Origin of the sequence: Lewinella sp. 4G2 (assembly GCF_001625015.1) — a bacterium.
In the GTDB taxonomy this organism is placed as follows: Bacteria; Bacteroidota; Bacteroidia; order Chitinophagales; family Saprospiraceae; genus Neolewinella.
On record NZ_LVWJ02000014.1, the window covers coordinates 3,661,972 to 3,686,614 of the forward strand.

17 protein-coding genes are annotated in these 24,643 nt (G+C 54.8%); 11 read left to right on the forward strand and 6 right to left on the reverse strand.

The features are described 5' to 3' along the window. Positions 1–58: 58 nt before the first annotated feature. Together A3850_RS15065 and A3850_RS15070 are read right to left on the reverse strand one after the other, a co-directional pair. On the reverse strand, positions 59–2,212 hold the full coding sequence (locus A3850_RS15065; RefSeq protein ID WP_068218233.1) for a T9SS type A sorting domain-containing protein: 2,154 nt from the start codon (positions 2,210–2,212) through the stop codon (positions 59–61). A gap of 172 nt (positions 2,213–2,384) precedes the next feature. Continuing rightward, positions 2,385–2,768 (reverse strand): Fur family transcriptional regulator, encoded by a 384-nt coding sequence (locus A3850_RS15070; protein ID WP_068218236.1) that lies wholly within the window; start codon positions 2,766–2,768, stop codon positions 2,385–2,387. A gap of 181 nt (positions 2,769–2,949) precedes the next feature. Here A3850_RS15070 and A3850_RS15075 point away from each other — a divergent pair, with 181 nt between their 5' ends. Next, entirely contained in the window at positions 2,950–3,522 is a 573-nt protein-coding gene (locus tag A3850_RS15075) for a hypothetical protein (protein WP_068218239.1), read from the forward strand. 62 nt (positions 3,523–3,584) lie between these two features. On the opposite strand, the gene A3850_RS15080 is transcribed toward A3850_RS15075, so the two are convergent. Further along, positions 3,585–4,235 carry a deoxynucleoside kinase gene (locus A3850_RS15080; RefSeq protein WP_068218242.1) on the reverse strand — a complete coding sequence of 217 codons (651 nt, stop codon included), beginning with the start codon at positions 4,233–4,235 and terminating at the stop codon, positions 3,585–3,587. Positions 4,236–4,264: 29 nt separating this feature from the next. Between A3850_RS15080 and folK the strand changes: the two genes are divergently transcribed. The 5 genes from folK to A3850_RS15105 are packed head-to-tail and all read left to right on the forward strand — an operon-like array spanning position 4,265 to position 8,961. Then, complete coding sequence (gene folK / locus A3850_RS15085; RefSeq protein WP_068218245.1) at positions 4,265–4,723, forward strand: 2-amino-4-hydroxy-6-hydroxymethyldihydropteridine diphosphokinase; 459 nt, start codon at positions 4,265–4,267, stop codon at positions 4,721–4,723. A 58-nt stretch (positions 4,724–4,781) separates the two neighbouring features. Continuing rightward, positions 4,782–6,707, forward strand: a complete 1,926-nt coding sequence (locus A3850_RS15090; protein ID WP_068218248.1) for an ATP-dependent DNA helicase RecQ — start codon at positions 4,782–4,784, stop codon at positions 6,705–6,707. After that, positions 6,704–7,819, forward strand: a complete 1,116-nt coding sequence (locus tag A3850_RS15095) for a glycosyltransferase family 4 protein (protein WP_082921846.1) — start codon at positions 6,704–6,706, stop codon at positions 7,817–7,819. The genes A3850_RS15090 and A3850_RS15095 overlap by 4 nt, the downstream gene beginning before the upstream one ends. Positions 7,820–7,826: 7 nt before the next feature. Then, positions 7,827–8,438, forward strand: a complete 612-nt coding sequence (locus tag A3850_RS15100; protein ID WP_068218251.1) for a hypothetical protein — start codon at positions 7,827–7,829, stop codon at positions 8,436–8,438. Positions 8,439–8,466: 28 nt separating this feature from the next. Further along, the gene (locus A3850_RS15105) at positions 8,467–8,961 is read left to right on the forward strand and encodes an Lrp/AsnC ligand binding domain-containing protein (protein WP_068218254.1); all 495 of its coding nucleotides are present in this window, start codon (positions 8,467–8,469) and stop codon (positions 8,959–8,961) included. A 44-nt stretch (positions 8,962–9,005) separates the two neighbouring features. Here the strand turns inward: A3850_RS15105 and A3850_RS15110 are convergent, their stop codons facing one another. The 3 genes from A3850_RS15110 to A3850_RS15120 form a co-directional block, all read right to left on the reverse strand. Then, complete coding sequence (locus A3850_RS15110; RefSeq protein ID WP_082921847.1) at positions 9,006–11,714, reverse strand: G8 domain-containing protein; 2,709 nt, start codon at positions 11,712–11,714, stop codon at positions 9,006–9,008. Between the two features lie 46 nt (positions 11,715–11,760). Next, positions 11,761–13,914, reverse strand: coding sequence for a hypothetical protein (locus tag A3850_RS15115; protein WP_157501252.1), 2,154 nt, complete (start codon positions 13,912–13,914; stop codon positions 11,761–11,763). Positions 13,915–14,095: 181 nt separating this feature from the next. Beyond that, positions 14,096–14,668, reverse strand: a complete 573-nt coding sequence (locus tag A3850_RS15120) for a YceI family protein (RefSeq protein WP_068218264.1) — start codon at positions 14,666–14,668, stop codon at positions 14,096–14,098. A gap of 241 nt (positions 14,669–14,909) precedes the next feature. Between A3850_RS15120 and A3850_RS15125 the strand changes: the two genes are divergently transcribed. The 5 genes from A3850_RS15125 to mqnB all read left to right on the forward strand — a co-directional run bounded on the left by A3850_RS15125 (position 14,910) and on the right by mqnB (position 24,433). Beyond that, positions 14,910–18,062 (forward strand): tetratricopeptide repeat protein, encoded by a 3,153-nt coding sequence (locus tag A3850_RS15125; protein WP_068218267.1) that lies wholly within the window; start codon positions 14,910–14,912, stop codon positions 18,060–18,062. A gap of 124 nt (positions 18,063–18,186) precedes the next feature. After that, positions 18,187–19,824 (forward strand): hypothetical protein, encoded by a 1,638-nt coding sequence (locus A3850_RS15130; protein ID WP_157501254.1) that lies wholly within the window; start codon positions 18,187–18,189, stop codon positions 19,822–19,824. 59 nt (positions 19,825–19,883) lie between these two features. Further along, positions 19,884–20,393: a YbhB/YbcL family Raf kinase inhibitor-like protein gene (locus tag A3850_RS15135; protein ID WP_068218273.1), complete on the forward strand. Its 510-nt coding sequence runs from the start codon at positions 19,884–19,886 to the stop codon at positions 20,391–20,393. A gap of 109 nt (positions 20,394–20,502) precedes the next feature. Further along, the gene (locus A3850_RS15140) at positions 20,503–23,658 is read left to right on the forward strand and encodes an ExeM/NucH family extracellular endonuclease (protein ID WP_068218277.1); all 3,156 of its coding nucleotides are present in this window, start codon (positions 20,503–20,505) and stop codon (positions 23,656–23,658) included. A 58-nt stretch (positions 23,659–23,716) separates the two neighbouring features. Continuing rightward, complete coding sequence (mqnB, locus tag A3850_RS15145) at positions 23,717–24,433, forward strand: futalosine hydrolase (RefSeq protein ID WP_197494072.1); 717 nt, start codon at positions 23,717–23,719, stop codon at positions 24,431–24,433. Positions 24,434–24,643: the final 210 nt, after the last annotated feature.

Here is a 24,643-nt window from a genome sequence, read left to right on the forward strand (position 1 = left end):
AGCGGGGGCTTTTCTGTTGGCAATAGTTGCCTTCGAAGCAAAGAGAATTTGGAAATATCTACTCGACTACTACCCTACTCTGGCCGAGTTCGTTGCTCTGTCCATCAACTAGGCGCAATAGATAGGTACCGCTGTGTAAGGAATTTACGTCGAGTGTAACCGGGCCATCCAGTTGAACACGGGTGGAAGTGATCAATGTTCCATCTAGGCTATAGACGAACAACGTCCCGTAAGTTGTCGCAACGTCTGGCGGTGTAATGGTAATGGAAGTCGACGCAGGGTTGGGCGATACGGTTAGCCCGCGGCCAATGCTGGCGGGTCCGTAGCCATTATCCGGTACGGAGGGGCCCACCGGTCCGGTACCTGTCCCCGGACCAACTACAGTGGTAGGTGGCACGTAGTTATCTAGGTAGGACATATCGTAGGTCGGCGATTGGTAGGCGCGGCCACGGGAGCCGAGGGTGGCATCGTAGTCGTCATTGCAGAAACTAGTTATGTAGCTGGCCGGCGCGGGTGCCGGAATATCCGTGCAGTTCGCGTTGATATCGGCCACGTCCGCCCCCAGATAGGGATTGTCTGGAATGCTGGCGAAAGAGCCGTCGGCTTCGCGAAGGTCTACGTTGTAGGAAAGACTGAGCACGATCTCCTGTCCTTCTTCTCCGTCGGTCCGTTCCAGGGCGACTAGCAGAATTAGCCTGACATCATCGCATTCTAGTCCGCTCTCATCCGATTCACATTCTTGATAATGGGAGTTATATATATCGGTTTGGGTCCGGGCAATCTCCACCGTGTAATCTTCCAGGCATTCCAGGTTCAGCAGCGGAGTGAATAGCTCGTTGGGGGTATCCCCACCGGGGAAAAGACCAAACTGCGGGCTCAAAACTTCGTCCCGCCCCTGAGTCACCCAGTCCGGATACATCTGTTCGCACCCGAATCGGAGTGCTGCCTGGATAGAGAGCGGTCTGTCTTCCAGACCTGCTGCTGAGTTAATGGTGTAGACGATGGACGAGGCATCAAATCGGTAGCGGGTAAGCAACTCATTAGCGTAAGTACAATTCTGGTAGTTACCGCTCTCGGTAAACTGCGTTTTGAATTCAACGACGGGTGTTTCTAGTAGCCCAAAGACTCCAAGAGGATTATTATAGGTCGGTACTAATGAGCCGAGACCTGAATTACTAGCGGGTGATTCAGCGCCAGGTGTAAGTATACCCACCTCACTGTCGGGCAGCGTAAAGGTGTTGGTGCCAGTAGCATCAAAGCTGTACTCAGATTCAAACCCAAGCAGTGTGGGGGAAGTCTTTTTGCCGTTGACGAAAAAATCCAGGGTTTTAAGTACCCCACCTACTACTGGGAGCCATTTGAAATCCGACAGAAGGTTGATCTTTTCCGTGACGGAGCCATAATCTTTATAGCGTTTCAAGCCACCGAAGATACCTTCGGAGATCCTTGCGGCTACGTCAATTTCCGTAGAGTTAGGGCCACCGGAAGAGCTGTAGACCGCCTGCGATGTGCCGGTACCTTCGATAATCAAATTGATTTCGGTAATCGCCTGCAAAGTCGGTTGAAAAGAGACTAAACTGAGGCTCTCGCAGACACAGGGATCGTAAGCGGCGGGGAAGTCGAGTACGCACCATACCCCTCCAGTTTGGAGGATGTTGAACTGCTCAAAGCCATCAGTCGTCGTTGGGATGAACTCGTTGAGCGGTTCGATGATATCCGACGCATACCGTAAGACGTGGGCGCCGTCATCAAACTGGCCCTGCCCGGTCGTGTAGTTCACATCGATGGACGACAGGTTGAAAGTTTGGTTTCGATTCTCGACGAAAAACAGCGCGCGGACCATGCCGGTGTACCGGTTATACAGACCGAAGGATGCCGTATTGACGGGGTTAGCAACGGTGCCGAAGTTTCGGTAGAGAAGTTCCCAACCGTTTTCGGGCAGGTAATCCGGGACCCCATTGGACAACGAAATGTACCCTACGTTGGGTGGGATGTTATTGTTGACGATGGTGAACGGAGAGGCTGTGTTCCGAGCGCCTCCTATCAATTGGAAGTCGTACCGCGCCTGCTGCCAGTCCCAGACGGAAACCGTAGAGCCCAGGGCCGTTTTGTTCGGGCAGTGTTGTGCGACTAGAGTGAAAGTGCTGAGCAGCAATAAGAGAGTAGTACCGCAAACTGCAAGGAGTTTGCGCGTCGTATCTAAACGAAGCATGTTGAAGTGTTATGGGTGAATGAAGGTGCTTAGGCGTCGACTACTAGCAACAACCGAATAGATACACACGTAAATAGTTTAGAATTTTATTCTTCAAATTGACTAACCTCAGAATTTAACATATGTAAATAATGCAAATAAGAAATAACAATAATGCGTAATAAAAAATCCTTCACTCCGACTGGCAAGTCCCACAAGTCCCGGACACCATCATGTTGTAATTATCCGCCCGGTAGTTATTGGGTAAGTGATACACGACGGGCTCGTCCAAACATTCCACCTTATCACAGATCACACAACGAAAATGTAGGTGACCGTGTGCCTGACGATCATGGCTGCAACCGGATTCACAACCTGCGAAATATTGGCGGCCATCATCGGCTACGATGCGGTGGACCAGTCCATCGTCCAGAAAGCGATTTAGGATGCGGTATAGGGTTACCCGATCCAAAGGAGCAGCTAAGCGCTCGCTGATTCCCTCGTGGCTCAGCGCCTCATTATTCTGTTGCAATATTTCCAGGACGGCTTGCTGAGCTGCGGTTTTACGGCGGGCCATAGTTACTTTTTGAGTGTTAGGCAAATGTAACGCATGTATTGACACGCAGTTGCGCCAAGGTGCTGGCTCAAGATTCAGTGGCTTATCTCTCTTAAAGTTCTAAAGAATAATTTAACGCAACATTGTTGCATTAAAAGAAAAGCAACCTATCTTTGAGCCAACGAAAAACCAAACTCGCTACATGAAACTGCTTAACAAATTCACCCTCCTTTCCCTCGGCCTGTTCGCCTGTCTCTCCTTCACTGGCTGTGAGGATGACGACCCCGAAATTGAGAACGAAGAGGAGCTGATCACAGATGTGATTCTGACCCTAACCCCAACCTCCGGTACGGCGCCTGCGGTCGTCCTCAGCTTCCAGGACCGCGACGGTGACGGCGGCCTAGACCCCGTTCGTAACCAGGTCAACGACTTCCAGGAAAATACTACCTACAGTGGCACCCTCCAATTGACCGCCGTGGAGGCTGACGGAGGTGTAGAAGACATCGCCGCTGAAGTACTTGAAGAAGACGACGAGCACCAGGTGTTCTACGTCGTCACCAATGGCTTGAACCTTACACCGGCTTACGCTGACATGGACGATGCCGGCGAACCCCTCGGTCTACTGACCACCTTCCAGACTGGCGCCTCCTCCAGCGGCGAACTTACGGTCACCCTTATCCACGAACCCAATAAAGGCGCTGACAATACCATCAGCAACCCAGCGGCAGTTGGTGGCAGCACCGACGTAGAAGTAACCTTTGATATAGCCTATTAACCCTTTTCCCTGAGTGAGGGCGCCCGGCTCAGACACGGCCCGCGCCCTCCTTTTTTAACTTTTCAGGACGCGATCTCGATGGTCGTCACCCCCTCGGTGGCAGCGTTGGAGATCGCGTCTTTCATTTTTTGGTAGACGGCTTGATTGCCCATAAAATCAGCCGAACCAAGCTTTAGGATCAGCACTGGCGTATCCTTTTGGGTCCCAAAGTAGCTGGTGTAAGCCTGCTGTACCGAGGCCAAATAGTCGTTTTGAATGTCCTGCTCGTAACTACGGCCCCGTTTGGCTATTTGCTGTTGGAGGACATTTACCGGCCGGTGTAGATAAACGATCAAATCCGGATCCGGGAAGCCAGCATCCATCGTTTTGAAGATGCGGGTGAAGAGCCGGAACTCCTCCTCATTCAAGGTATTGCGGGCAAAAAGCAGCGTCTTCACGAAAATGTAGTCGGCAATGGTGCCATTCGAGAAAAGATCCGCCCGAGCCAATTCCGCCGAAAGCTGCTTGTGCCGCTCCGCCATAAAGAATAGCTCTACCGGAAAGCCGTACCGCTCCTGATCTTCGTAAAAGGGTGGCAGAAATGGGTTATCCGCAAAACTTTCCAGGATCAGCCTCCGGTTCTCCTCCTTAGCCAGGCGCGTAGCGAAGGTGGTCTTGCCAGCGCCGATGTTGCCTTCAACGGCAATAAAATTGGGGAGGGTCTTGGTGCTCATTAGTGGCCGCAATGATATACATTTATTCCATGAAGATCAGGCAAGTCACCCTCGCACTCGGCACAAATTTGGGCGACCGGCCAGAATTACTGGCACGAGCCAGGAAAGCCATCACTGAAACCATTGGACCCATCACCGCAGCTACCGAGGAGATCAATACGGCCGCCTGGGGGAATACCGATCAGCCAGATTTTCTCAATCAGGTGATTACGGTTCAGCCCACTGTATTTAGCGCTCACACAGGGTCGCTGCCATTAGCGGACCAACTTCACCAATTACTCGCTACAACTCAGACAATTGAGCTAGACCTTGGTCGCGACCGGAAAGAACACTGGGGCCCGAGAACCTGCGATATCGACATCATCTTTGTGGACCGCATCCGCTTCGAAAGTGACCGGCTCAGTCTCCCCCACCCTTGGTGGCGTGAACGGGAATTCGTCGGTGGCCTGATCGCGACGGAACTACCTTGGGTGCGGCCTTTCGGATAGCGACGGCTCCATCGAGTTGCCTACCCAATCGTTACCTTAGCGCAAAGCCTCGCCGCCCTTGTCTCCTACCGAAGTCCTGCAGAAATACTGGGGTTATCCCTCCTTCCGCCCCGGCCAGGCGGAGATCATCGAGGCCGTGATGCAGGGGCAGGACACCTTGGCTTTGTTGCCGACGGGTGGGGGCAAATCCCTTTGTTTTCAGGTTCCCGCTCTCGCCCTTCCCGGCGTTACGATTGTCATCAGCCCGCTCATTGCGCTGATGAAGGACCAGGTACGGCAACTGCGTAAAAGGGGAATCATCGCCGAAGCCATCTACAGTGGCCTGCGCCACCGCGACATCGACCGCATCTTCGACAACGCCGTTTACGGCAACACCAAGCTACTCTACATGAGCCCCGAGCGCCTCCGCACGGAGATGGCCCGGGCGCGCCTGGAAAAGATGAACGTCTCCCTCCTGGCCGTCGACGAGGCCCATTGCATCAGCCAGTGGGGTTACGATTTTCGCCCACCTTACCTCCAGATCGCTGAGGTCCGGGAACTCATCAACAAGAACGTTCACGGGGCGCTGACGCAGGTGCCATGTATAGCCGTAACGGCCACGGCAACACCGGAAGTCATCCTCGACATTCAGGACCATCTTGAATTTAGAAGGGATGCCTTCGTTTACCAGCAAAGTTTCGGAAGGGATAACCTGGCCTACGTTGTGCGGCGGCCCGGCAACAAGAACGAACAGATCAAAAAAGTGCTGGACGGCGTCCCCGGTAGCAGCATCGTCTACGTCCGCTCGCGGGGCCTCACCAAGCAGATCGCTATCTACCTGCAAAGATGTGGGATCAGCGCCGCCGCCTACCACGCCGGATTAGACCCCAAAGAAAAAGACGCCCGCCAGGAAGCCTGGATCAACAACCAACTCCGGGTCATCGTCGCTACGAATGCCTTCGGAATGGGTATCGACAAGCCGGACGTTACCAGCGTCATTCACTACGGTCCGCCGGATTCCCCGGAAGCTTACTTCCAGGAGGCCGGGCGCGGCGGCCGTGACGGAAACCTGGCCTACGCCATCATGCTCTACGATAGTGGCGACGGGAATCGACTACGCCGGCAGTGGCAGGATAGCTTTCCGCCCCTTTCAGAAATCCGCCGGATGTACCGCGCTCTGGGCAGCTACCTCCAATTGGCCACCGGTGCCGGCGACGGGGAAGCCTACGACTTTGACATCGTCCAGTTTTGTAATCGCTTTGGCTTTGAGGTCCGGCCAGCTCTTTCCGCACTCAAAGCACTGGAAAGGGCCGGTTACCTGCTCCTGACCGACGCCGTGCACCAGGCCGCGAAGATTCAATTCCTGGTATCTAAAGAGCAATTGTACGACTACCAGATCAAGAACCGCCGTACCGAAAGGTTGATCAAAACGATCTTGCGAACCACACACGGTGCCTTCCTCCAAGCCGTTAGTATTGACGAAGGGGCGCTGGCAAACTTCCTCAAACTATCGGTAACGGATCTCCAACGCATCCTGAATATCATGGCCACCGAAGAAGTGATTGAATACTTCCCACAAAAGGACGCCCCGCAAGTGATCTTCCTGCGGGACCGCATCAATCCGGATCACCTCACCATTGACCAAAAGGCCTACAAATTCCTGAAGGAACGGCACGAAGTCCGCATGGAAACCATGATCGCTTACTGTGAGAAAGACCTGATGTGCCGCTCCGTCCTATTATTACACTACTTCGGCGAAGCGGAGGCAGCTCCCTGCGGAAAGTGCGATATCTGCTTGGCGCAAAAGACGTCCGCCAAATCCGTCACCCCGAAACGACTGTACGCAACCCTCCAGAACAAGATTGAAGGGGGTAATTCCATCTCGGTGGAAGAAGCCACGCGGGCTTACGGAAATATCCACCGGGAGACCACCGAAGAAGCCCTCGCGGCGCTGGTAGAGGAAGGCCTCATCATCCGCGAAGGCGGCCAACTACGCAAGCCTTGAACATCGTCTGCACGGTAACCAATGACCTGAGTCACGACCAACGGATGGATCGGATCTGTACCAGCCTCGTCAACGCCGGGCACCAGGTTGTCCTCGTTGGGCGCTTACGGAAGAACAGCCGGCCGCTACCCGAACGTCCTTACCGGCAGCACCGCATCACCTGTCGGTTTGATGCGGGCAAAGCGTTTTATTTGGAGTACAACTACAAACTGGTCCGCGAACTGCGCCACTGGAAGTACGACGTCGTTTGCTCGGTGGACGTGGACACCCTCGCCGCAGGCGCCGCCCTCACCCGCGGATCCCAGCAATTGGTATTCGACGCTCACGAGTGGTTCCACATGACGCCGGAGGTCGTCAATCGCTCTTTAATTCGTGGCTTCTGGAAAGGGTTGGCGCGCCAGCTGATGCCCTTCACTGATCTCCGCTATACGGTGGCCCCTCAACTAGCTAAGCAACTCGCGCAGGAGTACGGATACCCCTTCGGCACCGTGCGCAACCTACCTCAGTTAGCACCCGCGGCAGCGCCTTATATACCGTTAGAAGATCAGCCAAAGATCATTTTGTACCAGGGGATGCTCAACCCCGGGCGTGGTCTGGAAACGGCTATCATAGCAATGGATTTGCTGGAAGATTGCGTGCTTTGGATCGCCGGGTCAGGACCGGAAGAAGATCAACTCCAGGCCCTCGCCGTCACCTTGAAGCATCCCGACCGAGTCAAGTTTCTGGGCTTCATTCCGCCTGACGAATTACCAGAGTTAACGCGTCGTGCTTGGTTGGGTATCAACTTATTAGCTAATTCGAGCCCGAGTTATTATTACAGCCTGGCGAACAAAGCGCTTGACTACGTGCAGGCAGGACTACCTTCCGTACAAATGGATTTTCCAGAATACCGGGCGCTGGCGGATCAATACGGTTGCTACCTCTTGCTAGAGGACTTGGTAGCACCAGATTTGGCGAAGCTTATCCAGGCGGTAGCAGATGATGAAGCAGCATACAATGAGCTACAGCGAGCCTGTACCGAAGCCGCCCCCGAACTCTGCTGGGCAAGCGAAGAGCAGGAGTTGCTCCGGCTTTGGAGCCAATTGTCACCAATCAAGAATGACCTAACTTGATGGCTGCATGGATCCCGCAAACACAACCACCTTTTTTGAGTCGGATCTGGAATTCACCTTCCCATCCGATTGGACGGTGCGGAAGTTTGACGACACCACCGCCTACCAAAGTCTGTCCGGCCACGGCTTGAAGGGCGTTGATTTCATTGCCATCAGCCCCGACGATCGCTTGTGGTTAATCGAGGTGAAAAACTTCCGTCCACGCAGGAAGGGGAGCCGAGAGTACCGAGCCGAGCGCCGGGCCCCTACCCTCCTTGCCAGTGATCTCCACCGCAAGTTTGTCGATAGCGTTCGCCTGATCAATATCGTCCAGCAGTACCTGCACCGGTCCCGTTGGCGGTCGCTGCAGATCTGGTACCGAACGCGTGTCCGGCCCGACAGAAATTCTAACTATTGGTTTTGGCAACGCACTTACGAACTATGCGGCGGCGGGACGCGCCACGTTGGAGACTTGGAGTACGTAGTGTGGATGGAGACGCCGGAAGCCAACAACGATTACGACGTCACCCTCTACCAATTACTGAGCGAACGCATGCCCGTTGGTGCCTCCATTACCGTGGCGGAAAGCGACCATCCGCAAGGTTTACCCATCCGGGCAAAGGCCGTTGCGGTGGAGTAACTTACCTTGCGAAATAAGCCGCCAAACCATGCCCGCAAACTACGAACTGGACGATCTGGACCGCCAAATCCTGGCCCTGCTGATGGAAAACAGCCGCCGCCCCTACACGGAACTGGGCGCCAAACTATTCGTCAGTGGTGGTACCATCCACGTGCGGATGAACAAGCTCATCGCCGCCGGCATCGTCACCGGACAAACCCTAACCGTAGACCCCACCAAATTGGGTTACGACGTAACGGCCTTCCTCGGTGTCTACCTGAAAAGCAGCAGTGAGTACGCGCCGGCGACGGCCTTCCTGAAGGATATTCAGGAGATCGTCAGCGCCCATTACCTGACGGGTGTCTACAGTATCTTCCTCAAGATCGTTTGCCGGGATACGGAGCACCTGCGGAACGTACTGGCTAGGATTCAGGCCTACCCGGGGATCCAGCGTACGGAGACTTTTATTTCGTTGGAAGAGAGCATTAATCGGCCGGTGCAGGTGATTCCGATGGAGGAGCTTAAGGAATTGGAGGAGCGGTGATTTAAGTCCTGATGGTCTTGCGCCAATCTGCCCTCAGCTTGCCTTTAACGAGTCACCGAAATTGTCTTACTACTACCATCGGTGAACTGCATCTGAACTTGGTACACGCCGGAAGGGAGGCCCATAATGTTGAGGGGTACCTCCGTTTGACCCGATTGAACGGCACCCTCGTAGAGGGACCGAAGTTTACGGCCCAGGACGTCCGTCAACGCTACGTTGAGCTTAGTTGCCTGGCTGATCGTAAACCGCAGACGAGAATCCGGCGAGACGGGATTGGGATAGACGCTTACTGCTTCCAATACTTCCGACGCTTGCGTCCCCGTAGTTGGTTCGAGGACGACGATGTCCTGTTCCCCTTCACTAATGACCACGTAATCAAAGCCGTCAACGTCTCCCTCTCCAGTCGCGTAAGCTTTGAGGTAGATCACTTCCCGGTCAGTATCAATGAAGAATGCTGTCCGATCGGCAGCCTGGACCGCCGTGCGAGAGGCTAAACGTGGAATGGAACTGTCTAGGTGGTCGACCATCGTGATGGCGGGTTGGAGGTAGGGGACATTGAGGTAGATGTGATTACTTACCCGCAGGCCAGTCGGTGCAAAACCCATTCGGTATTCGGCGGGCGGCGCGTCCTGGTTTTCCCAGGCCAGGGTGGTTTCCTCCCCGGCTCTCATTCTGCTGTAGCGTTCGGAGAGGCCACCATCGTAAATGATGGACCCGTCGGCCTGGGTAAGGGGCATATTGAACCGGTAGCGGTTGATCTTCGGCACCTTGATATCAACGTACTTATCCGCCGGGCAGAGGTAGGCATTCAGGTCATCGGCCAGCATACAATCCTCCCGGACCATGGGGCTGATGGTGTGCGTCATCAGCGTCGGCTGGCCGAGGCCGGACAATTGACCGTACTCATCGTAAAGCATGGTGGGGCCTATCCTGCGCGCCCCCGCTCCGTTGTTGGTGAAGTGAGCGGCGAGGGAATTTTCAAAGATGACGTCGCGCACGTAATTCGGCCGGTGCTCCAGTTGATAGTTGATGGTGAAGGCCGCCGCCTCACTGGGTCGGTCCGTCCCTTCCGTAATGTTGATGAACTTAACCCGGTCAAAACGGGGTCGTTTCCGGCCGCCCTGGGTGACCGTATACAGGCCCGCCCGTTCGTGGCCGTAGCGCAGCACGCGGTTTTCCCCGCCGATCGTATCGCGGGTCTTGCCGATGACGAGACAGTCCTCAATCCGCGCTTCCCCCGTCAGGAAGGCGGAGGTATTATCGGCCAGGATCATGTCGTGAAAAATGATGTTGGTCTCTTCATTCCATACCCCGGTCATATCACACTTGTACGCCAGGAAGTCGCTAAAGTCGAGCTCAACGTCTTCGTTACCGATATCAAAATTATCTACGAAAAGGCCAAAACCATGCCCGGTGAAGCCATACATCGCGACGTTGGAACCCGCGTTGTTATTCCGGCCGGGTACGCCGATGGCGTGGGCGACGTTGTCCTGAAAGACTACCGCCTGCGGCAGGTGATCGAAATGATTAAAATCCCGTGAGCGCCCCGTGCGGTCGTAGAAGAACCCAATACCATCTTCCACGCCGGCGGCTACGTTGCCGATCAGTGGGTTGTGGTAGTTCCGCATCCAGAATGCGGAAGCCCGGTGCTCACTCTGGGTACTCGCCGTTTCGGAATGGCGGCCGTGCGGAAAGGCCATCGTTCCATCTTCCGTGCGGTGGGTACGGATGGCGATGTTACCCCTGAAGAGGTTACCAATCTCGTTGCCATCTTCGGCGGGGATGAAGGCGTGGTTCTTCACGTTGTAAGTCACGTTTTCTTCCACCAGGACGTTGTCCGTGCCGTGTACAACGAAGCCCCGTTGGAGGGCATCCCGCACCGTACTTCGGCGGATGTAGTCGCCCGTCCGGTCTCCAGCCAGGTGCCAGTGCCACGAGTAGCGAGCAGCTCGGCCGGGCTGCCCCATCCGGAGAACCTGGAGGCCCTCCACGTTGACGGGGCCGGACTCTGGCATGATCATAATGTGCGCTCCGTAACCATCTTCTACGGCGGACTCCGGACCCTGAATAGTTACGTTGCGAGTAAGTAGGGCTACTTCCGCGCGTTCGTCGACCACCTTGCCGTCGTAGGTCTGTAATTCCCCCCAATGGTTGTACTCGAGGGCAGGCGTAAAGTTGATGGTGTGGCCCTTGATGTCCGTAATCGTCAGTACTTCCGCTTCGTCGAGGAGGTAGCCACTCGGAGTTAGGACGATCTCGTCGCCGACCTCCCAATTCATTGCGGCGGTGGTCACCAGTGAGGTAGCTCCGACGAAGGCGTGGCCGTCAATCTGCGTCCAGGTAGTCTTGGCCGCCGAGCTGCCGTGGATCTGCAGCCCGCCGCCATTCATGGTACCGAATACGCGAGCGCCCATGCCCATCACGTCCTCGTCCGGTCCATTTACGGTGATGACTGCATTGCCTGTGTACGGTTCATCTTCGGTACCGATTTCAAGGTGGCCTTCGATGAGCACGTAGCCCGCGGTGAGATTGAGGTCCCGCTGCGCAAAGCTTAGCGTTCCGGCTATCATCAACCCCTTGAGCGAAGGCGGAGATACATCCATTACAACGTGCCTACCAGCAGGTATGGTAACGAGTTCACCGGCGGCGGGTAGCTGACCATCGGGCCAAGTCGCGGGGTCCGACCAGGCTTGCTGAGCGGTGGCGGACAAGGAGAATAGAAGTAGGAATGCTAGTGCAATTGAATTCCTCATGTTGATTTGGTGTGAGTTGTGTATTTAAAAAGAAGTCGTTTAAAAGCTAGCGGGAGTTACCAGCAGCAATCGGCTCAGGATAGGCCACTGGCCCCTTGAAGTAGTCGTTGCCAACCTTCAGAAAGTACCAACCGGGCTGATGCTTACCCCTGGCAATTGGGTAGCTGCGCGTCGTCCAGCCGCTGTCGTCCGTAGCTCCGCGCCAGACTTGGTAGTCGGTGCCAAACATGTCGGTCAGCCGTAACTCTGCGTCCGTCCCTGGGGGCAATTGGTAGCGGAAAACCATGGCTTCGGCATCCGCGTCAAATCGGACGTCCACCACGGTTGGTTCTTCGTCGACGACCAATTCAGTGCGCGTGCGTTCATTATAGATGACGACTGTTTCTTCGCCGCCCCGCGCCTGAATGGCCAGGTGTAGCGTACCCGCTCCCGAATCGAAATAGTAGGCGGAGGAACTACTTGCGTACACTTTTTCTTTGGATGTCAAATACGGCAGCCGGTCACCGAGTGCACGGAACACCATAGGCCGGTCGTGTGGGCAAGGGATGGATAAATAGGCCGGCTGTTCCGAAGTACTATTCCAATTCAAACTGAGGTCGTACTGGTCTCCGGCAAAAGCTTCGGTCAGCTCATAAACTACTCCGGCAGCCAGGGCGGTGGTCGCTTCCTGGTGGTCGGCAACTAACGGCCATTGTCCGTAAGCGTTGCTCAATTCCATCCCGGCCAGGGGAATATTGTGCTCGTGGACCGGGTCCGAAAGCCCGTGACCGGTCGCCACCGTGAGTTCTCCAACGGACTGTTCCGGGCAAACCATCCAGTCGCCGTAGTCCGTACAAGCTTCACTATTCGCCACGTGTGGGCGCGGCCGCAGGTGCAAGGCGGAAGAAGGGGGAGAAACGTGATGGTGGGCGTGGTGGCCCTGGTCAACCTTCGCTAACTCGGCCGGTGGATGGCTACCGCAGTGCATAGCTTTGGACGCATTCGTTGCTTGATCTTCTCCAGCAATTTTCTTGCTTGAAACTTGACCGCTCGCTTTCATCGGTGGAGATCCGGATGCTGGCAGCAGGTACTCGGCTCCATTGGGGAAAAATAAGCCCTCCTCACCTGGTACGAGAATTTGGATGGCCTGGTCCACCCCGTGCAACTGAAGCCGATCAACGAAATTGCCGGAGGCCAACGGGGAAGCTACCTGCAGACCAACGGGGTAGCCGTGCACCATTACGTCGGTCAGGTGGGGCCGCGGACCGATCACTCGAATACCTGCCTCATTACCCATTTTAATCTGGGTATCCTGGAGATAAGCATCACCAAGCAAGAGTCCCATTTTATTACCATTCAATTCCCAGCCGGTAGCCACGATTCTGTTGCCTTCTATTGATGCACCAATTTGGCAACCTTCCACCTGGTTGTTCTCCAAGGTGACGTTCTTGCGGAACTGCATTGCGGGAATCTTGATGCCCATTCCTTCACCCTTCCCCACTATGGTATTCTTGGCGAGAACAAAGCTCGTGGTGCGATTGTCCCAAACGAAATCGCGGTAAGCTGGGTGGATGGCATACTCAATCCCCACGCCCTCCGCTAGCAATTTTATTTCGTTGTTTCGAATGGTGTGCAGCGGGCTTCCACTACGGATGCCGATCCCAACTCCCGCCACTTCAATGAAATTTCCTACGAGGAGATACCCGCTCCCCAGCCCCGCCGGGCTCAGTTGGATGGCGACCCCATTCGTTACGGCGAAGCGGCAATTAATAATGCTTCCCCCTACCCCACCGGCGAGTTCGATTCGATCACCTACGCCCGCGAAGCTTACTTGCGAAATCTTCACCGCACCTGCGTCAGCGCCCACGGAAACGGTAGCTGCGCACGTCAAATTTTTGTTACCATGGAGAGTAAGCTTCCCGCCTTGATATACAATTATCGTTGCCGCTGAGTTGGCCAACTCCAGCGGTGAGGCAGGGCTTGTGACTAGCTCGCCGCCCCGCACTACAAGGTGATTGAATTGGAAGGTTGACGACTCCTCCGGCGCCAACTCGAGCCGCCCGAATACGAATACGGTGTCGTACTGCACCGAAAAATCCGTAATCACCGTCCGTTGCCCAAGCGGTACCATCAGATTACCTGCTGATTGAGCCTTAGCCGACGAGGCATGCAGGCAGAAATAGGATAAAAGCAGTAGGTATTGGAGTAGTCGTAAGCGCATAAGTCTCGAAGTTGGAGGCTTACAACTGGGGGCGTTCGGTGGGCAAATATATACTTGCGGTCCAATACCGCACGATTTCAGCCGTGATTTTACAGAGACTGCCCGTTCGGGCCAAGCGTAGAAAAACGAGAAAAGGGGAAGCAGCCCCAGCCACTTCCCCTTCCCAATTGCTCAGTTCGAGCTACTGCTTGGTGACGAGCGTAACGTTGAGGTCAAACTCATCGTAAATGGTCTTATCGCCCAGGTTATCGAAGAAGGAGCCGGAGCCGTAGCGCACGTCGAAGTCGGTGCGATCCAACTTGATGTCGGCGGTGGCGACGTAAGCGCCGTTGCTTTCGGTGACGTTCGTGTTGAAGCGGATTTCCTTGGTCGTTTCCTTGATCGTGATGTCGCCCGTCACCCGGTATTCGCCGGGGGTGCCGCGGGATACGACGTTGGTGATGGTCAACTTGGCCGTGGGGTAGTTGGCTACACCGAAGAAATCGTCCGACTTCAGGTGGCCCTCCAGTTTGGTAGCGCCTTGCCCAGTGATGTCCGTGGCCTTAAGGCTACTCATATCAATTGCGAATGAGCCCCCCGTGAGTTGCCCGTCGGTGAATTCGAGGTCGCCCTGCTGGATGGCGATGGTGCCCTCGTGGCTGCCGGTGACCTTGTAGCCTTTCCAGGTAACCTGGCTGCCTGCGGTGTCCACGGGTACTGTCACTACGGTGGCAGTAAAAAGAAGTGTAGTGAAGAGAAGAAGTGACTTGAACATGATTAGTTATTGTGGGTGAGTAATAGAAGCTGCGCTTCAAATTCAATGTATCTACATCTATTGTATCAATATGGTTTTATCGTTCTTGAAAAAAATTGAAATTTCTTCGCGCTCGATTCGGGGAGGGTGTACTAATCTGGGTAGGTAACAGCGTTTAGCCAAATGTCGCCGCAAAGCCATTCAACCGGTATATTTGCGAAAGTTTCCTTCCTTATATCCAGCGTTACTGAGACCAAACCACATGAATTACCGACTCCCGAAGGTCACCCGGGCCCTGCTTGCAGGCCTCATTGGTACCTTGTTATTTGCCAACGCCCCCCTTTCTGGCCAGGCCACTACCGTATATACGGAAGCCTGGCGCACCTTTAAAAAAGCCGAAGCCGACCAGAGTGAAGATCTGCTCGCCAAAGCGCAGCGGGAGTACGAAGAGGTCATCGAGATGCTGCTACCGATCCAAACGCCGGAAGCAGAACTGCTTCGTACTAAGGCGGAATTGAACCGTGCGAAGATTGCCGTCCGTCTTGGTAAGGTTGAGGGAGAGAAACTCATTCTGGATTTTGTCCGGCGCTACCAGCCAGATCCCATCGCTAACGAAGCGCTGCTGGAGATTGCCAATTACTACTTCAACGAAGGTGACCTGAAGAAGGCTACGGATTACTATAAGCGCGTCCCGGCGGATCTACTCAGCGTCGAGCAGCGGGCGGAGCTTAATTTCCGGCTGGGCTACACCAACTTCGTCCAGAAAAAATTTGGTGAAGCGAAGCGCTACTTCCAGTTCAGTAAATCCGACCCCGGTGAGTTCTACTATCCGACGAATTACTACCTCGGGATGATCTACTTCTTCGAGGGCAATTACGACCAGGCCATCAGCCAGTTCAGCATTGCGGAGAAGGACCGGAAGTACAAAGCCTACATACCTTATTACCTCACCCAGATCTACTTCGCCCAGAAGCGCTACGACGAGCTGATCGAGTACGCCGCACCTAAAGTGGGTTCGCGGGCGGTTCGGAATACCAAGGAGATGTCGCAGCTACTCGGCCAGGCCTACTTTGAGAAGGGTGATTATACCCGCGCCCGCCCGCTGCTGGAGGCCTACGCCCGTGGCAACCGCCGGATGCAGGAGGAAGAGTTGTACCAACTTGGCTTCACGCAGTACAAACTCCAGGCATACCAGAATGCTCAGGAATCCTTTAAGGACTTGGCGGGGCAGAACAGCCTTCCCGGCCAGAGCGCCAACTATTACCTCGGTGATATCTACCTGCGCCAGGGTAACGGCCCGGCTGCTCGCAATGCCTTTGGCGCCGCGAGCCGGATGAACTTTGACCCCAACATCAAGGAGGAGGCGCTCTTCAATTACGCCAAATTAAGCTACGAACTCGGTTTTTCTCAGGACGCCATGGCCGCCATCAAGAGTTTGCCTACGACCAGCAAGTACTACGTGCAGGGTCAGGAATTGATGGGGAAGATCTTCAGCTCATCGCAGGACTTCGCCGGCGCCTTGGAGGTACTCGAAAAGATCCCCAACCGCACGCCGCAGTTACAGGAGGCTTACCAAAGGGCGGCGTTTGGCCAGGGGATGGTTTTGCTCCGCAAGGGCGATGTCGCAGGTGCCAAGGTTTTGTTGGACCGTAGCCTGGAGCAACCGATCGACAGCAAGCTGAGGGCCCAGGCCACCTACTGGAAGGCCGACATCGAACACATGGCGGGTAACTACCCCCAAAGCATTGCGTTGACGAATCAGTTTTTGGCCCTCGCCACGGGCATGCAGAACCTACCGGACCAGGCCAGCGTCCACACGGGCAACTATCTGCAGGGGTACAATTACCTCAAGCAAAATAACTACCGGGCTTCCGTGGATTACTTCGTGAAGACGGTGCAGGGCATCGAACGCAACATCAACTACATCTCCGACCGCGACGTGCGGGAGCGGGTACTCGGCGACGCCGTCCTCCGGGCGGGTGACGGCTACTTCAGCCAGAATAACTACAACCAGGCCGGCGTGTACTACGACGACGCCATTACGCGAAAAACTAATGGCTTCGTCTACGCCATCTTCCAGAAGGGCATGATCGAAGGCTTGACTGGGCAACCGGCGCGGAAGATCCTCGCCATGGAGGAATTGGTACAGCGCTACCCCACCAACGCTTACGCCGATGATGCCCTTTACCAGGCAGCGATTACTTACGTGGAGTTGAACCAACCGCAGCAGGCTCTGCCTCCCCTCCGCCGTATTGTAAGTGACTTCCGGGGTAAGTCTTTACTCGTCAACCAGAGTTTACTTCAGCTCGGACTAATCTCCTTCAACCTGGGGAATACCGAGGCGGCCATCAACTACTACAAGCAGGTATTCACCAGCAACCCGACCCCGGAAGAGTCGGAGGTGGCAAAAAAGGCGCTGGAAGAGATCTACGTCAAGAAGATGGGCCGCTCCGATCTGTACTTTGACTTCCTCAGCACCATCCCCGGCCAGGAATTGGACGCCGACGGAAGGGAGAGTATCGTCTACGAAGCGGCGGTGAGCCAGTACGAGAATGGCAACTACGAGCGGGCCATTCCAGCTTTGACGGATTATTTGCGCCAGTATCCCCGTAGCACGAATGCCCTTTCGGCTACCTACTTCCGAGGGGATTCCTACCTGAACCAACGTTTGTACGCCGAAGCCCTTGGTGATTACGAAGCGGTAATTGCCGCCGGCCCGAGCGCTTACTACGTCAGTTCCCTCAAAAAAGGCAGCCTAATTGCCTACAATAGCCTACGCGACTTCACGAAGAGCTACCGCCTCTTCACCCAGCTGGAGCAGGCGGCCGAAGACCAGGAGGTCAAAGTCGACGCTCAGATTGGAGCGTTGCGTGCGGCTTACCGATTGAATGACATCCAGGCTACGGAGACGTACGCCCGCAAGGTTTCCCAGAATCCCATTGCTCCCTCGGAACAAAGGACGACGGCTAACTTCTACCTGGGTAAGATCGCCTACGATCGGCAGGACTTCAATGCGGCGCGCCAGGCGTTTGCGACCGTCATCGAAAACTCTGATGATGAGCAAACTGCCGAAGCACGTTACCTCGTCGCCAATAGCTACTATCTCGGAGGAGATCTGGACAAGGCCGAAGAACTGGCCAGCAATGCGAATACGGAAAGTAGTGGTCACCAATACTGGGTGGCCAAGTCCTTCATTCTTTGGAGCGACGTCCTCCGCAAGAAAAATGACCCCGGTACGGCCGTTGCCGTGTTGGAAGCCTTGCTCAATACGTACAGCGCGGACCCCGATCTCGTTGCCGAAGCCCGTACTAAGCTGGCAGCAGCTAAGGCGGAACAGCAGGGCAGCAGCCGGATCAACGATCCTTCCAAGACGACCCGTCCTGGCTACCTGGAGATGGATGACAGTAATAATTAGTCCACTGAGCTTTTGGGAAGTCCTCCCTCCCAATTGCTTTGCACCTGCGGCAGCGCCCTTATTTACCTTCCTCTTTTTGACCACTTAGCCCTCCGTTTGAGGTGCTCGCATTAATAAAGATCCCATGCTACGTCTTACCCTTATCGTTTGTTTGTTGTCCGTAGTAAGCTCGGTTGCCTACGCGCAACCTGGTATTGAGAACAGTGACGTGACCGTCGTTTCCACCTTTTCTGCTCGGTTGACCGATGCGGAGAAAGTCCGCGTTTCCCCTACCCCACCGCCGGCGGATACGGCCCGCGCTCGTCAGCAGTATTTGATCAGTGACCTTCCACTTTCGATGGAGTACCCGGCGCCGATCATCCGGCCACGCGGAATTTCAAAGGAGAAAGCGCCACCGGCAAAGAATGGGTACATCAATCTTGGAGCCGGTTTTCCAAATGCACTGTACGGTGACCTGAGTTACGACCTAACCGGCGTGGACAATGCGGACCTAGGCATTTTCGCCAAACACTACAGCCTGAACAATAATGGAAACGTGGAGAATCAGCGGTCGAGCGACTCAGAATTTGGCGTCAATGGTAGCTACCTGTTCGACCAAGGATTTGCCATCAAAGGTGGCCTGGGTTACGAGACGCTGAGCCGGTACTACTATGGCTACAACTTTGCACCCCGCCCCGATTCAATTGAAGCGCCTTCGTTTGATGAGGATGACGTGCGTCAGCGCTTAAACACTTTCTCCGTTAACGCGGAGATCTTCAATGGCACGCGGACGGCCGCCGATATTGATTACTCCGCTGGCGTAAGTATGTACATCATGGATGCGGACCCAGCAGTCCGGGAGAATAACCTGGACATCAACATCGGCGGCACGAAGTGGATCAGTGATGAGAAACCGCTGGACCTCAAGTTCCGGGCGGATTTTACTAGCTTCCGGGATACCTCGAAACAGAACCTGACCAACCTGTACCTGATGCCTAGCTACACGACCCCAATTGCGGGCAAGGCCAGGTTGAAGGTCGGGGTGAACCTCACTTCGCAGGAAGATGACTTCGACGTGTTCCCCAACTTTAGCGTCAACGCTCCCATAGTCGAAGGATTAATTTCCGGCTTCCTGGGGTGGGATGGTGGTTTGCAGAATAACACCCTGAAAACGCTTTCCGAATACAACCCGTGGATCGATACCCGACTGCGCGTTCGTACCTCCGAATTCTGGCGAATTTTTGGTGGTGTGGACGGTACCTTCTCTGGCATCAGCTACCGATTTGAAGCTGACTATAAGAACGTGGATAACCTCGCCACTTACTTATTGGACCGTGGCCAGGACATCCCAAAATTCGACGTGCTTTACGATGATGCGGAGATCTTCACCCTTCAGGCTTCCGGCACGATGGAACCAACCGAGGACCTACGCATTAACGGCAGCGTTGCCCAACGTTTTTACAGCATGGAGAACCTGGAAGCCAACTGGCACCTGCCGGGTTTCACGCTGAACCTGGGTGCCGCCCACCAGTTTCTGGAGGATAAGCTTACCGTTGGGGCCGACTTCTACGTCGAAAATGGGCTACCCTTTCAAACCGAGGAGGGCGATGTTGACAATCTCAACCCACTACTGGATTTCAGCCTCAACGCTGATTTCTCAATCAACGAGACTTTTGGTTTGTGGGCGCGGGTTAATAACCTGCTAAATAACAAGCGGGAGCGTTTCGTGCAATACCCTACGATTGGGACCAACCTGCTCGTCGGCGCTTCCGCGAAGTTCTAGTACGGAATTTTCTGCTCCGCGGTGAAGTAGACGACCTAATGGCAAACCTAAGTTGGTGAATGAGGTTACGGCAAGTAACCAAACAGTTAGGTATGCCCTCCTTTACGCTTAGTAGCTCGGACCTTGGTGGCTCCGTTGACCAGCCCTTCGTCTACGACGGATTTGGCGCTGGTGGTAACAATGAATCGCCCGCGCTCGCGTGGACGAACCCGCCCGCCGGCACCAAATCATTTCTCGTTACCTGCCACGACACCGATGCTCCGGGACCTGGTGGATGGTGGCACTGGGTTGTTTTCAACCTTCCAGCTTCAACCTCGGAATTGAAAAGAAATGCGAACCACACGGGTTTGCCGAATGGTGCAAAGACGGTCGTCAACTCCTACGGTGACCGCGACTACGGCGGCCCCTGCCCGCCTCCGGGGGACGCTGCTCACCCCTACGTATTTACCGTGTACGCCCTAAGCGACGAACTGGACCTCACCGGTTCGGAAATGCCCGCCATGGTGTTGTTCATGGCGGATAGCCTGATTCTGGGGAAATCCTCCATTGTGAGTTACTACGCGAGGTAAGTAACTTTCAGAATTAACCTACAGGATATAGTCCGATTTTACCTTTGCGCCTTCGTAGCAACCAAGGCTAGCCCTACGCGCTGCATCCCCTAACCAACCAACCCATACTATGCGTTCACTTTACCTACTTCTCGCATTTTTTGCGAGTACTTCCCTCTTTGCACAGGAGGTGATCATCACCGGCATTCTCGATGGCGGACTATCTGGCGGTATCCCTCGCGCGGTGGAAATTTATGTCAACGGCACCGTCGATCTAGATGGATACCGTTTGGAACGTTATTCGAACAGCTCCACTTCCGTTGAAGACTTTACCGCCCTTACGGGTACCTATACGGATGAGTTTGTGTACATCATCAATTCCAGCCATTTCGCTGAGTTTGACCAAGCCTTTGGCAATAGTGGAGACTTTGCCAACCGGATCTCCGGCACCAATATTTTTGGAAACGGTAACGATGCTTTCACCATCACTCAGGGCAGTGGTATCATCGACCAAACTGGCGGAGAGATTGGTGAGAGCGACAATCTATACCGTGATAGCTACCTGTACCGCGTCAATAGTACCGGCCCCGACGGTGGTTGGGTAGCGGATAACTGGGCACTAGGTGGTAATGACCTGCTAGATGGCGTTGCAATTGGAGACTATGCTGGCATCGTCCCTTTCGGCTCCTACACCACCACGCCTCCGGGGCCTTCAATCAGCGTGATGGCCGGGGATAACGTCGCGGAACCGGCTACTGACGGTAGTTTCATTGTCACCCTCAGCGAAAGCGTTGCCGGCGATGTAACGGTTACCTACGCACTAGCAGGATCCGCTACGGCGGGTAGTGACTATACGGATACTGGTATGGGCTCCGTGCTCATTGCTGGTGGCACTACTTCAGCCACAATCGTCATGTCAGCTCTGGATGACAGCGATCCGGAGTTCACGGAGACCATTGAGATTACCCTGACCTCTACGGATGACGACTTTTTCACCGTGGGTGGAAGCGCCACCATTGAAGTATTGGACGACGAACCCGTTTCCGCCATTGCCATCAGTGCGATTCAAGGGTCTGGAATGGCTAGTGCTGTCACTGGTCAAGAGGTTACCGTCCAGGCTGTGGTCGTTGGTGACTTCCAGGGCGGCACCGGTGTGGGTCTCGGCGGATTCTTTGTCATGGAAGAGGACGCGGACCAAGACGGTGATCTCGCCACGTCAGAAGGTATCTGGATCTTCTACAGTGGAACTACCGACGTAAATGAAGGCGACCTGGTTACCGTCACCGGGCAGGTAGAAGAAGATCGTGGTCTCACGCAGATCAATGCTAATATTACGAATGGTGAAGTCACCATTGATGCTACCGCCCAGGCACTGCCCACCCCGGCTTCGCTCGACTTACCACTTGCTGATGAAGCGGCGTTTGAAGCTTTTGAAGGGATGCTAGTCACTTTAGTGGACGACGCTTACGTAACGAATAACTTCAGCCTCGGCCAATTTGGTGAATTTGAAATTTCTGTGGACGAGCGACTAATTCAGTTCACGGAATGTAATGAGCCTGATCCAAGCGCACTTGGCCCTTACAACGACGCTCAGGACTTGCGCCGACTGATCGTTGACGACGGGCGGACTGGCACCTACACCTTCCCCATCATTTTACCTGACGGTACGGAGCTGACGCCTACTAATACCCTTCGGGCTGGAGACCGCTTTACGGGGCTCACGGGCGTGATGGACGAACGCTTCACGGGCTACCGCCTGCAACCTACCGATCCAGGCACGATTGTTGAGAACGAACGCCCCACCTCGGCACCTGACGTGGGCGGAAACCTCACCGTTGTTGGGATGAACGTCCTTAATTACTTTACTACGCTGGGGCAACGCGGTGCGGATAACGCCCAGGAATTTGACCGGCAGGAAGCAAAAATTGTCGCCGCCATCTGTGAATTGGATGCTGACATTATCGGGCTAGTGGAGATTGAAAACAATGGGTTTGGCCCGAATGGTGCTACCCAAACACTGATTGACGCCATCAACGCATCGTGTAGCAAACAGTACACTGCCGTTATTTCTCCCAACACGGGCGGTGACGAGATAAAAGTGGTACTCATCTATGATGCCTCCGTGGTGGAGGAGTCCGGCACGGCAGCCTCCCTGTCACAACCCGCGGCTGTATTTCAACGTAACCGCGTTCCTGTTGCTCAAACCTTCCGCATTATTGAGGTGGGTAACGATGGGTTTGGTGGGGAGATCACCGTCACGGCAAACCACTTCAAGAGTAAAGGTGGTTCTTGTGGTGCGGGTGATGACGACGATGGTGGCGCGGGCAGTTGCGATGGCTCCCGCCAGGCAGCCGCAGCCGCACTGCGTGATTGGTTAGCGACCAACCCTACTGGCTCCACGACGAGTAACATCCTGGTCATTGGTGACCTCAACGCCTACAGCGAAGAAGTTCCCATCACCTCATTTGCGGACGCTGGATACGTGAACCTGGTCCCCGCACTGGCTCCTGCCGGAAGCTTCCCGTGCAGCGGTCTACCCTCCTACGTCTTCCGGGGCGAATGGGGCAGCCTGGACCACGCGATTGCCTCCGCAGACCTGGCTAGCATGGTCACCGGTGCCGTGCCGTGGGAAGTAAATGCCAGTGAGCCTACCGCTCTGGATTACGACACGGAGGACAATAACCCCGCTCTGTATGCAGATGACTTTTACCGTTTTAGCGACCACAACCCAATTGTGGTCGGCATTCAGCTATTGGGTACCCTACCTGCGCAATTGGGCAGCTTTACTGGAGAAGAGCGCAACGGCGACGTTGACCTCACCTGGACGACCCTCTCAGAAATGAACACCGCACGTTTTGAAATTGAGCGGAGAAGTGCAGATGGTTCATTCTTAAAAATTGGCGAGGTTGCCGCAGCCGGAACGAGCTCAGCGGAAATCACCTACAATTTCACTGATCCTGATCCTTTAGTTGGTACGAATGCCTACCGTTTACAGACGGTGGATCAGGACGATCAGCGTAGCTTCAGCAACGTGATCACCGTCGAGGTAGAGGACCCCAACTCAATTGAGGTTTACCAAACGGAAGCCGGTATTTACCGCTTGGCTGATGCCCCGGTGGGCACTACCTGGCTAATTACTGACGCCGGTGGAGCGGTCGTACGCACCGGGCGTACATCCTACCAGCGGACGGACGTAGATGGCCGTGGGCTACCACCCGGCGCCTACTTCATGGCGTTGACGCTTCCCGATGGAAAAGGGAAAGTCTTCAAGCTCATTTTCAATTAATCGCCAGAGGGCCATTTATCTTTATGAGATAAGTGGCCCTTCGATTTAACACTTGTGCGTGAACGCTGATACGCCCCCTCTTTTCCGGATTCTACTGTTAGCCGCTACTCCCTTCGAAGTTGAGGCCACCGTGTTGTGGTTGCGGCAACGGGCGCTTGAAGAAGTTGCCAATCTGCTGAAGTTTGGTAGCGTAGAGATAGAAGTACTATTTACGGGAGTGGGGCCCGCCGCAACTGCCTATGTACTGGGCAATCGTTTTGCTTCGGCTCCACGGCCCAACATGGTCCTGCAGGCGGGTGTAGCTGGCGCCTACCACCGCGATGTACCGTTGGGGACGGTGGTCCAAGTCACATCAGAATGTTTTGCGGACTTGGGGGCGGGAAGTGCTGATGGTGCCTTCTTAAGTCTGGGTGATATTGGTCTACATCCGGGCCAGCCATTTGATCTGGGTGAAATGCTTCGCCTGCCGCCTCTTGCTACGGCAACACCCTTCCCTGCCGTGACTGGTGCGACTGTTTCACAGACCACGGGAACGCTGCGGCGCAGGGAAGAATTATTGAAGCGCTGGCCCGACGCCGAAGTGGAAACCATGGAGGGTGCACCTTTTTTTAGAGCTTGTTTGGATCATGGAATCCCACCCGTTCAAATTCGAGCAATCAGTAACTACGTAGAAACGAGGGACAAAGAGACCTGGCAAATGAAAGAGGCGATTGACGCACTCAATATTGCTCTGCAATCTCTACTCGCCGGATTCTTACAACAGCCAGTCGACTGACTTGCTATTGCTTGAACGTCTGCACGCTACCCTTTAACAGTGTCAAGCTAAGTGGGGCTTCTGCTTTGGTGGCAGAAGTTGTATTTTTGCGCCCCGTTAGGTCAGTGGGTGTTGTCTTACGTATTGACTCCACCTCTTGGCCCAAGCGTAGTATTGATACCAATCAAAGTTTCGTTTTATAGTGCAGCGGTGGCCGCTTGATTCCTACGT